This window comes from Ideonella azotifigens, from assembly GCF_006519715.1.
Taxonomy (GTDB): Bacteria; Pseudomonadota; Gammaproteobacteria; order Burkholderiales; family Burkholderiaceae_C; genus Ideonella; species Ideonella azotifigens.
In genome coordinates this window covers 1-9,272 of record NZ_VIDT01000166.1, presented here as the reverse complement: position 1 = coordinate 9,272, position 9,272 = coordinate 1, and the positions used below count along the sequence as shown (strand labels likewise).

Below are 9,272 nucleotides of genomic sequence, written 5' to 3'. Positions count from 1 at the left end.
CGACGTGGTCGACTGGCTGGCCGACATGGGTTATTACGACATGCCGGTCACCGCCCACCCGCTGCGCGAAGGCGTGCGCGACAACACCAACCACTACGTGGCCGGCCGCGACGGCGGGCGCGACATCGACCTGCGCCGCTTCGCCCTCGAAGGCATGCAGCTCTACGGTCCGCTGCAAGCGCTGGATGGGGACACCCTGCGCTTCGCGCCGACGCTTGCCGCCGCGCTCGACAGCGCCGACCGCACCTACAACGGCATCAACGCCAGCATCGACGCGCACATTGCCAAGCTCGGCCTGGACGCGCCGCCGCCCAGCGTCTACACGCCGCTGTGGGCGCCGGAAGGCGAGCGCGAGACGCTGTCGCTCAGTGCGTCCGGCATCACCTCCGTCATCTGGTGCATCGGCTTCGCGCCGGACTTCCGCTGGCTGGCAGCCCCGGTGTTCGACGGCCGTGGCCACCCGGTGCACGAGCGCGGCGTGACCGGCGTGCCGGGGCTTTATTTCCTCGGCCTGCCATGGCTGCACACCTGGGGTTCGGGGCGCTTCTCCGGGGTGGACCGGGACGCCGCCTTCATTGCTGAACGCATCCTGGATCGCCGCGCAGGCCCCAGCGCCGGGGTGGCCACCGCCGCGACCGAAGCCTGTCCCGCCTGAGCCGGCCACTGACCTGCGGCTTTGGACGGGTCACTTCCTGAGCCAAGGTTCGTCGGCTGACCGCATACAGTCATGCGCTCGCGACGAGCCTGACGGGGAACTGCTTGAACGATTGGTTGGAAAGGCAAATGGCGCATCGCTGGGCGGGTTGGCCAGCCGGCGGTACCGTGGACTGGCACGAAGGTGTGCCGCAGGTCTGCAGCGCGCTGCGCGACATGGCGCTGTATGACGGTCATGCCAGGGCCTACGATGCCCTCAACGGCTTTGATCAGATCTGCACCTGGTCCGACGAGCGTCAGTGCTTCCAGCACAGTGGTCGCCGTGCCGGGCGGCCGCTGCTGGGCGTCCGGCAGACGAAGTTCGCGAACCTGGTCTGGTCGTGGGGCCTTCAGGGCAAGTTCCTGACCAACTGGAGCGACGCGCAGGGGTGGGACTACCGCCACAGGCTGCCAGGCCTGGGCGGCATCCCGGTGATCCAGTATTGCCGGCGCGCCGTGCAGCGAGGGCAGGTGGTGCTCATGCCGCTGCCTCGCTACTACATGGGCCCCGGAGGACCGAACCTGCCCGACCAGCCCGACCCGATGCCTTTCCGGGCCAAGCGCAACCGGCTGGCCTGGCGCGGCAGCCTGACCGGCACGCTCAGCGATTGGGACCGGGAGATCTGGTGGGTCGACGCCGTGTTCCGCGAGAAGGCCCATGCGCAGGACTTCGCTCGGGCCCGCCGGGTCACGCGCTGGCGGGCGGCAGACGAACTGCGCAAGAGTCCCTTGGCCGACGTGAAGCTGACGCTGACCGACCTGCAGCGGCTGCGAATGGCGGCCAGCGCACCCTTGCAGGATCTCTTGCGGGGGCTGGTTGGCGAGTGGCAGTCCAAGGAGGCCGCGCGCCAGTCCAAGTTCCTGCTGGTCGTCGATGGCAATGACATCGGCTCCAACAAGTACTGGAGCCTGCTCTCGAATTCGGTGGTCCTGCTGGTGGAAAGCGAATGGGAAACCGCGCTCGACGCCGGGCTTGTGGCGGGCGTGCACTACGTGCCGGTGCAAGCCAATCGCCAAGCCATCGAGACGACGGTCGAAGCGCTGTTGGCCGATGAGGCGCGCTGCGAATCGATCATCGCCGCAGCCCACGAATTGCTCGCGCCCCAGCTCCGGACGGACTGGCGTGATGCGGCCGACTGGCTCACGCTGCAGGCCTACGCAACCCGTGTGAGGTTCGTGCCACCGCTGCCGACCACCTGGTCCTTTTCGCGCGGCTGACCGCCCCTATACTCGTTGAATGAACCAGAAGGTACATGGGGCTGCGAGCACGGCGCCCGCACCCGCAGCGCGCAAGAAGATCGCCGCGACGGGCCAGGCCAAGGCGCAAGGCAGGGCCACTGTGACCCCCTCCGCCAGGACCGCGGCAAAGCCCAACCCCAAGCCCGCGCCCACGCGCACCAACGATCCCGAGCGCACGATGGCCGGCATCCTGGAGGTGGCCTACCGCGAATTCGCCGAGAAGGGTTGGGCGGGGGCGCGCATCGACGAGATCGCCGACGCCACTCACACCAGCAAGCGGATGATCTACTACTACTTCGGCAGCAAGGACGGGCTGTACTTGGCCGTGCTGGAGGAGGCCTACCGCCGGATGCGCGCCATCGAGGCGCAGCAGCAACTGGAAGATCTGCCGCCGGAGCTGGCGCTGCGCCGGCTGGTGGAGTTCACGTTTGACCATCACCAGGGCCACCCGCAGTACATCCGGCTGGTGATGTCCGAGAACATGAACCGCGGGCAGTTCATTGCCCAGAGCAGCAAGATCCAGCAGCTCAACGTGCCGGCCATCGACGCGATCCGCCAGCTCTACGAGCGCGGTGTGGCCGAAGGCGTGTTCCGCGCCGGGCTGGATGCGATCGACATCCATGCCTCGATCTCTGCATTGAGCTTCTTCAACGTCTCGAACCAGCACACCTTCGGGCTGATCTTCAAGCGCGACATGCAGGCCGCCGACAACCTGGCTACGCGCCGTCGCAATGTCACCGAGATGGTGGTGCGCTACGTGCTGAAGTAGCTCAGGGCTGCGGGCTTTCAGGCGCTTCGCGGGGTGGGCTCGCTAAGATTCGCCTAAATTCTTAGGAGAAATCCGTAATCGAGTTGGGTTAATCCGGAAATTCCTAAGTTCTTAGGCGAAACAGTAGCTCTAACGATGATTGGCTGGTAGAGTTCCTAAGAAATTAGGAGTTTTGACAGTGAAAGTCGTCATCAAGTCGCCAGAACAACTTGGCTTGGCTCTCCGAGCGGTGCGCCGCAACAGTCATGTGACACTGGACGTATTGGCGCAGACCGTTGGCGTCAGCAAACAAACCGCCACCAGTGTAGAGAAAGGCCAGGCGAAGCTGAGCACGATGATGGCCTTCCTGAGCCTCGTGGGCATCGAGCTCTCTGTCGACGTCCCTGAGGCAGCCATGGAGCCATTGAAGCGCCTTGAAAGGGCTCGCGCAGACAAGCAGAACCTGCCGGACGATGAGAGCGTCTGACATGCGCACGTTGAACGTCTTCATCGCCAAAAACCAGGTCGGAGTACTCGGAGAAGGTGATGGCATCTGGCGCTTCACCTACGACCCGCAGTGGGTCAGCCTTGAACGCAGCTTCGACATTTCGCCGGCCCTGCCGCGTGCGCGGCTCGAACATCTCGATGGTGGGTCTATGCGCCCAGTCCAGTGGTACTTCGATAACCTCCTGCCCGAAGAGCAGCTGCGCGTCGACATCGCGAAAGAGGCCAACATCCGGGACTCGCAAGACGCTTTTGCGTTGCTGGAGTACCTGGGTGCGGAGTCGACTGGCTCACTGACCCTGTTGCCGCCCGGCCAGGACCTGCTGGACACTGCCGAATACATCGAACTGACTGACGAGGAGCTCAGCGGCCGCATCGCCAATTTACCCAGGGTGACGCTGACAAAGGGCGCGCCAAAGCGAATGTCGGTGGCCGGGGCCCAGCACAAGCTGCTGGTCTCCATGTTGGGCGACAAGGTCTTCGAGCCCGTAGGCGCGACACCGTCCACCTACATCCTGAAGCCGGACCACCCACAGGCGCAGACATATCCTGCATCCGCCTTCAATGAATTCACCACCATGCGGATGGCCCGCGCCGCCAGGTTGTCAATTCCCCATGTGGCGCTGAGGTATGTGCCGCAACCGGTGTACTTCATCCAGCGCTTCGACAGACGAACGGAGAGGGTGGGCAACGCCAGGCGAGCCGCAGGGATGCCACCAGTGGTGCATCGGCTGCATGTGATTGACGCCTGCCAGCTGCTGAACAAGGACCGCCTCTTCAAGCACGCCGGAGCCAACCTCGATGCGCTCGTTGCCATCATTGCCAAGTGCACCAACAAGCTTGCCACCGCGCTGGCGTTGTTCAGGTGGCTGGTGTTCAACATCGTGGTCGCCAATGACGACTCCCACTTGAAGAACCTCAGCTTCTTTGTCGACCACGAAGGTGTCAGGATGGCGCCGCACTATGACTTGCTGTGCACTGGCGCGTACCACACCAGGGCCCTCGCCGATGAGGCTGGTCGCTGGAGCGACGTCAAGATGACCTACGCTCTGCCTGGCGCCCTGACGTTTCGTGAAGTCACCCTTGCCTCCGTTGTCGAGGCGGGCCAAATCCTCGGACTTCCGACGAAGGTTGCCCAAGACATCGTCAATGATGTTGCGACCAGAGTCGAGCGCGAGTTTGCTGTCATCAAGAAGGAGCACGAGGACTTCGCCTCGGAGTGCCCGCCAGCGCGGGCAGCCCACTACGCGCTGGAGGGTCGTCTTTTGCGAGTCATCGAACACATCACGCTCAAGGACATGCTGAGCAGGCTGAAGACGCAACCACCGGCCTGACGCAGGACTGGCGCACTGCGGGGAGGGGGTGGCATTGACGCCAACACTCGCCGGGAGTGTGTCGCGCGCAGGGGTAAACCCCGAATTTATAAAACGAACCAGTTCGTACATTACGTGTCGTGCAGATCGCGCCGGGACAGGCGCGGCTGGCCAGGGTGGGCGTTTCGAGGCCCCAAGGAGACACGGTGAAGAAACTGATCGACGGCTACTGCCGCCTGCTGGAGTACACGATTGCGCTGATGCTGGCGCTGATGGTGCTGCTGGTGTTCGGCAATGTGCTGCTGCGCTACGGCATGAACTCTGGCATTGCCGTCAGTGAGGAACTCAGCCGCTGGCTGTTCGTGTGGATGACCTTCCTGGGCGCCATCGTTGCGCTGCGCGACCACGGCCACCTGGGCTCGGACATGCTGGTCTCGCGCCTGGGGCCTGCCGGCAAGAAGGTCTGCCTGGCGCTGGGCCAGCTGCTGATGCTGTATGCCACCTGGCTGCTGTTCTCCGGCAGCCTTGCGCAGGCGCGCATCAACTGGGACGTGGAGGCGCCGGTGACCGGTGCCTCGGTGGCGATCTTCTACGGCTCGGGCGTGCTGTTCGCGGTGTCTTCCGCGGTGCTGCTGCTGCGCGACCTGGTGCGCACCCTCAGCGGCCAACTGGCCGACGATGAGCTGGTGATGGTGCAGGAGTCCGAGGACCTGGCGGCGATGGAAGCGCTGGGCCACGACAAGGCGCCGCCCATCGGGCAGGGCCCGAACTCGATGACCTTCCCGCGCTGAACCCGAGGGAGCCGTGCCATGACCGTCTTCATCTTCCTCGGTTCGCTGCTTGCCGTGATGGCGCTGGGCGTGCCCATCGCCTATTCGCTGCTGCTCTCGGGCGTGGCGCTGATGTGGCACCTGGACATGTTCGACGCGCAGATCCTGGCGCAGAACGTGATCAACGGGGCTGACAGTTTTCCGCTGCTGGCGGTGCCGTTTTTCATGCTGGCCGGCGAGGTCATGAACGTCGGCGGCCTGTCGCGCCGCATCGTCAAGCTGGCGCTGTCGCTGGTGGGCCACCGCCGCGGCGGGTTGGGCTTCGTGGCCATCGTCGCGGCCTGCATGCTGGCGGCGCTGTCTGGCTCGGCGGTGGCCGACACCGCGGCGCTGGCTTCGCTGCTGCTGCCGATGATGGTGCGCGCCGGCCATGACAAGGCGCGTGCTGGCGGCCTGATCGCCTCGGCCGGCATCATCGCGCCGGTGATCCCGCCGTCCATCGGCTTCGTGATCTTCGGCGTGGCGGCCAATGTCTCGATCAGCAAGCTGTTCCTTGCCGGCATCGTGCCTGGGCTGCTGATGGGGCTGAGCATTGCCATCGCGTGGTGGTGGGTCGCCAAGCGCGAGAACATCGTGCCGCCGCCCAAGGCTTCGCTGGCCGAGCGGCTGCATGCGCTGAAGGAATCGACCTGGGCGCTGGGCCTGCCGGTGATCGTCGTCGTCGGGCTGAAGATGGGCGTGTTCACGCCGACCGAAGCGGCGGTGGTGGCGGCGGTCTATGCGCTGCTGGTCTCCACGCTGGTCTACCGCGAGCTGCACTGGCGCCAGCTGAAGGACGTGTTCGTCACGGCAGCGAAGACGACCGCCGTCATCATGTTCCTGGTCGCCGCGGCCATGGTCTCGGCCTGGCTGATCACCGTGGCCGACATCCCCGCCAAGATGATCTCGCTGCTGGAGCCTTTCATGGGCAACCAGACCCTGCTGCTGATCGCGATGATGGTGCTGGTGATGGCCGTGGGCACGGCGATGGACATGACGCCCACCATCCTGATCATGACGCCGGTGCTGATGCCGGTGGTCAGGGCCGCCGGCATCGACCCGGTCTACTTCGGCGTGCTGTTCATCATCAACAACGCCATCGGCCTGATCACGCCGCCGGTGGGCACCGTGCTCAACGTGGTGGCCGGCGTGGGCCGCATGAAGATGGACGAGGTCACGCGCGGCGTGCTGCCCTTCATGACCGCGCAGTTCATCGTGATGTTCCTGATGGTGTTCTTCCCCTGGCTGGTCACCGGCCCGGCGCGCTGGTTCCACAGCTGAACACCTGGCTTCCTTCCCCGAGATTCAGACCCGAAAACAACGGAGACACGACAACATGAAGCGACTCTTCCTGAAGGCCACGCTGGCCGCGCTAAGCCTGGCCGCCTTCGGTGCCGCCACTGCGCAGGACATCAAGGAACGCACGATCAAGTTCGCCACGCAGAACCCCAAGGGCCATCCGCTGGTGATGGGCATGGAGAAGTTCGCCGAGCTGCTGGCGGCCAAGAGCGGCGGCAAGCTGCAGGTCAAGCTGTTCCCGGGCGGTGTGCTGGGCGGGGACGCACAGAACGTCTCGGCGCTGCAGGGTGGCACGCTGGAGATGGTGACGCTGAACGCCGGCATCCTGGCCTCTCAGGTCAAGGAGTTCGCGGTGTTCGACTTCCCGTTCATGTTCGGCAGCGCGCAGGAGGCTGACGCGGTGGTGGACGGCCCGTTCGGCCAGATGATGCTGGCCAAGCTGGACGCCAAGAACCTGCACGGCCTGACCTATTTCGACCTCGGTTTCCGCCAGCTCACCAACAGCAAACGGCCGCTGACCAAGGCCGAGGACATTGCCGGCCTGAAGCTGCGCGTGATTCCGAATGCGATCAATGTCGACTGGGTCTCCGCGCTGGGCGCCAACCCCACGCCGATGGCCTTCCCCGAGGTCTACGCGGCGATGGAGCAGAAAGCCATCGACGGCCAGGAGAACCCGCTGTCGGTGATCAACATCAACAAGTTCTACGAAGTGCAGAAGTACCTCACGCTGAGCAACCACCAGTACAACCACCAGGCGGTGCTGGTCAGCCAGAAGCTGTGGGGTGCGCTTAGCAATGACGAGAAGAAGCTCTTCAGCGACGCTGCAGCCGAGGCCGCGAAATACCAGCGCCAGGTCGCCAGCGAGCAGACCGGCCAGGCGCTGGACGCACTGAAGAAGGCCGGCATGCAGGTCAGCGAATTCAGCCCGGCCGAGCTGGCCAAGATCCGCGAGAAGCTGAAGCCGGTGATCGACAAGCACGCGGCCATCGCCGGCGTTGAGACGGTCACTGCGCTGCACGCCGAGCTGGCCAAGCTGCGCAAGTAGACGCCGGGCACAACGCCGTTCCCCTTCCTTGTTCGCGCGCCGCTTCGAGGCGGCGCGGCAGGCGAACTCATGCCTGTTTTTTTGACAGAGCCCACAAAGACATCCCTTCCGAGGAGCGACATCCCATGAACACCCGCCCACGCCTGCACCACCTGAACACCACCGCCGCGGCCACCGTGCTGCTGCTGTCGCACGGCCTGGCCGCTGCCCAGGCCACGCCGGCCACGTCCAGCGTCACGCTGTTCGGCCTGCTGGACGTCAACATGTCGCGTTACTCGCCCGGCAGCCATGCTGGTGGCGGTGTGCAGAACGTGATCAATGACGGTGTCGTCAACGGCCTGAACGGCTCGCGCTGGGGCATCCGCGTGGCCGAAGACCTGGGCGGCGGGCTGAAGGCTTCGGTGCTGCTGGAATCCGGCCTGAACGCCGACACCGGCACCCTGGGCCAGGGCGGCCGGGCGTTTGGCCGCCAGGCCTTCATTGCACTGAGCGCGGCCAATGCCGGCGAGCTGCGCCTGGGCCGCCAGTACATCCTCAGCGACTCGGTGGTCGGCCAGGGCAACCCGTTTGCCAACGCGCTGGTCAACAACCCGACCACGGCGGTGACCAACATGGGCAAGGCGCTGCCAATGTGGTTCAACGCACCGCGGGCCGACAACGTCGTGCAGTACCAGACGCCGAACTGGGCCGGCTTCACCGCGGCCGGCCAGATCGCGCCGGGCGAAGGCACGGCGGACCGCTTCCACGGCCTGCGTGCCGTCTACAGCAGCGGCCCCTTCTACACCGGCCTGACCTACGAGTGGAACAAGTCGCGCACGACCGGCGAGAACACCAACAAGTCGCTCAGCTTCACCGCCAACTACAACTTCGGCTTCATGAAGCTGGAGGGTGGCCTGCAGCGCAACACCGACCTGGCCACCGGCAGCGTCAATGGCGCAGCCTCTGGCGTCACCAACCTGCTGGTGACCGGCGACAGCAGCTTCACCGCGCACGAGATTGACGGCTGGACCATCGGCGCCGAGGTGCCGGCCAGCACCGCACTGGTCTTCGGCCTGAACTTCACGCGCATGAAGTACGAGGCGGCCAGCGGTGGCGCGAATGCAGACCTGGGCAAGCTGGCGCTGACCGCGCGCTACGGCCTGTCCAAGAACACCTTCCTGTACGCCGGCGGCTCCATCGCCACCGGCGAGCTGAAGGCATACATCAGCCAGAAGCAGGTGCTGCAGGCCGGCCTGCGCATGGCGTTCTGAGCGAGGGCGCGGCGATGATCAGCGGCACCACCACGCTGGTGGCCCATCTCGGCTACCCGACGCACAGCTTCAAGGCGCCGATGATCTACAACCCGTATTTCGCGCACGCCGGCATTGACGCCGTGGTGGTGCCGATGGGCGTGCAGGCGCCCGAGTACCCAGCGGTATTGAGATCGCTGTTTCGGCTGACCAACATCCGCGGCGCGCTGGTCACGATGCCGCACAAGGTCAGCACCGTGGCCCTGCTGGACGAAGCGACGCCGGCGGTGCAGATCGCTGGCGCCTGCAACGCGATCCTGCGCCGGCCCGATGGCAGCCTGCTCGGCGACCTGTTCGACGGCGAGGGCTTTGTGCGCGGCGCTTTGCGCAAGG

9 protein-coding genes and 1 pseudogene are annotated in these 9,272 nt (G+C 65.3%); all 10 read left to right on the top strand.

Translation table 11 applies throughout. The features are described 5' to 3' along the window. Positions 1-655 (top strand): annotated as a pseudogene (locus tag FKP22_RS12435) (MSMEG_0569 family flavin-dependent oxidoreductase); the annotation flags it as partial. Between the two features lie 128 nt (positions 656-783). After that, on the top strand, positions 784-1,911 hold the full coding sequence (locus FKP22_RS12430) for a glycosyl transferase family 90 (protein WP_141287806.1): 1,128 nt from the start codon (positions 784-786) through the stop codon (positions 1,909-1,911). Positions 1,912-1,930: 19 nt separating this feature from the next. Further along, positions 1,931-2,701 (top strand): TetR/AcrR family transcriptional regulator, encoded by a 771-nt coding sequence (locus tag FKP22_RS12425; RefSeq protein ID WP_141287805.1) that lies wholly within the window; start codon positions 1,931-1,933, stop codon positions 2,699-2,701. A 178-nt stretch (positions 2,702-2,879) separates the two neighbouring features. Further along, on the top strand, positions 2,880-3,167 hold the full coding sequence (locus tag FKP22_RS12420; protein WP_141287804.1) for a helix-turn-helix domain-containing protein: 288 nt from the start codon (positions 2,880-2,882) through the stop codon (positions 3,165-3,167). Between the two features lies 1 nt (position 3,168). Beyond that, positions 3,169-4,518 (top strand): HipA domain-containing protein, encoded by a 1,350-nt coding sequence (locus tag FKP22_RS12415; RefSeq protein ID WP_170200867.1) that lies wholly within the window; start codon positions 3,169-3,171, stop codon positions 4,516-4,518. Positions 4,519-4,703: 185 nt separating this feature from the next. Then, positions 4,704-5,288, top strand: coding sequence for a TRAP transporter small permease (locus FKP22_RS12410; protein WP_141287802.1), 585 nt, complete (start codon positions 4,704-4,706; stop codon positions 5,286-5,288). A gap of 18 nt (positions 5,289-5,306) precedes the next feature. After that, positions 5,307-6,587, top strand: a complete 1,281-nt coding sequence (locus FKP22_RS12405; RefSeq protein ID WP_141287801.1) for a TRAP transporter large permease subunit — start codon at positions 5,307-5,309, stop codon at positions 6,585-6,587. A 55-nt stretch (positions 6,588-6,642) separates the two neighbouring features. After that, a complete protein-coding gene (locus FKP22_RS12400) occupies positions 6,643-7,650 on the top strand; it encodes a TRAP transporter substrate-binding protein (protein ID WP_141287800.1) in 1,008 nt (335 codons plus the stop codon). A gap of 125 nt (positions 7,651-7,775) precedes the next feature. Continuing rightward, entirely contained in the window at positions 7,776-8,900 is a 1,125-nt protein-coding gene (locus tag FKP22_RS12395; RefSeq protein ID WP_141287799.1) for a porin, read from the top strand. 14 nt (positions 8,901-8,914) lie between these two features. Beyond that, positions 8,915-9,272: shikimate dehydrogenase family protein (locus FKP22_RS12390; protein WP_375140577.1), on the top strand; the 358-nt coding region annotated here is incomplete at its 3' end.

Bases quoted from the DNA above. Each gene is read 5' to 3' on its own strand.
- FKP22_RS12425 (WP_141287805.1), top strand. From the start codon at position 1,931: ATGAACCAGAAGGTACATGGGGCTGCGAGCACGGCGCCCGCACCCGCA.
- FKP22_RS12400 (WP_141287800.1), top strand. From the start codon at position 6,643: ATGAAGCGACTCTTCCTGAAGGCCACGCTGGCCGCGCTAAGCCTGGCC.
- FKP22_RS12415 (WP_170200867.1), top strand. From the start codon at position 3,169: ATGCGCACGTTGAACGTCTTCATCGCCAAAAACCAGGTCGGAGTACTC.
- FKP22_RS12430 (WP_141287806.1), top strand. From the start codon at position 784: ATGGCGCATCGCTGGGCGGGTTGGCCAGCCGGCGGTACCGTGGACTGG.
- FKP22_RS12395 (WP_141287799.1), top strand. From the start codon at position 7,776: ATGAACACCCGCCCACGCCTGCACCACCTGAACACCACCGCCGCGGCC.
- FKP22_RS12405 (WP_141287801.1), top strand. From the start codon at position 5,307: ATGACCGTCTTCATCTTCCTCGGTTCGCTGCTTGCCGTGATGGCGCTG.